Origin of the sequence: Staphylococcus sp. CWZ226, assembly GCF_018986355.1 — a bacterium.
GTDB classification, from domain to species: Bacteria; Bacillota; Bacilli; order Staphylococcales; family Staphylococcaceae; genus Staphylococcus; species Staphylococcus simulans.
This window is the reverse complement of sequence record NZ_JAHMSB010000029.1, coordinates 1-1,265: the sequence shown is the minus strand read 5'-3', so window position 1 is coordinate 1,265 and position 1,265 is coordinate 1. Positions and strand designations below refer to the sequence as shown.

1 protein-coding gene is annotated in these 1,265 nt (G+C 32.0%); it reads left to right on the top strand.

The window, feature by feature from the left end; translation table 11 throughout:
- Positions 1-117 precede the first annotated feature (117 nt).
- Positions 118-1,265 (top strand): IS1182 family transposase (locus tag KRR19_RS12150; RefSeq protein ID WP_216733652.1); only part of this gene is annotated, 1,148 nt, incomplete at its 3' end.

The following is a 1,265-nucleotide window of genomic DNA, read 5'->3' as shown; positions in this document are numbered from 1 at the left end:
CAGACTGTCGACAAAGTCCTACGGACTTGTCGGCATTTTTTATTTTTTAACATTTTACATAATAACCTTTTCCCCATTTCTTGTATAATGATAGTAATAAGATAATGAGGTGATAGTATGCTAAATAAATCTTCTAATAACAGAGAACAACTTGAAATGATTTCAATATCTCAATTAGTTCCTGATGATCACTTGTTACGTAAAGTTGAAAAAGTATTAGATCTTAACTTTGTTTATGATTTAGTGAAAGATAAATATTGCTTAGATAATGGCAGACCCTCTATTGACCCTGTAATTTTAGTAAAAATCCTTCTGATTCAAAAATTATTCGGCATTAAATCTATGAGACAAACTATAAAAGAAATTCACACTAATGTAGCGTACCGATGGTACTTAGGTTATGGATTCTTTGATAAAGTTCCTCATTTTGGTACTTTTAGCAAAAACTACACCCGCCGATTTTATGATAATAAGTTATTTGAAGAAATCTTCCAACACATCTTAAAAATTGCTTTTGAAAACAACCTTATTAATACCGAACAAATTTTTATCGATTCAACTCATATTAAAGCCAATGCTAATAAAAATAAATACATTAAGAAAGTTGTTCAAATTGAAGCCAAAGCATACCAAAAAGAATTGGATGATGAAGTAAATCTTCTAAGAAAAGCCGATGGAAAAAAGCCTATAAAAAAGAAAAAGGAAGCGAAAACTAAATATATAAAAGAAAGCAAAACTGATCCAGAGTCTGGTTATTATGTAAAGAGCGAGAGAGAAAAGCAATTTGCCTATTCGCTACATGCATGTGTCGATAGACACGGCTTCATTTTAGATTCACACGTCACTCCAGGAAATATCCATGATAGTACGCAATTGAAACCTATGATAGAAAGAATGGAGAAAGCAGGTTTAAAAGCGAGATATGTAGCAGTCGATTCTGGATATAAAACTCCAGCTAATGCACACTATCTTATTGAAAAATTAATGATACCTGTGATGCCGTATACTCGACCAAAAGGAAAAGAAGGTTTCTTCAAAATTCGCGATTTCATCTACGATGAATATTATGATAGCTATATCTGTCCTAATGATGAGTTTTTAACTTACAAAAGAACAATGCCAACTGGGCACAGACTATATATGTCAAACTCTGACACATGTCGTGAATGCCCACTATTGAACAAATGCACTGAAAATAAACAGTGTCAAAAACAAATCCAAAGGCACGTATGGCAAGATGATTTAGATATAGTTGAAGATTTAAG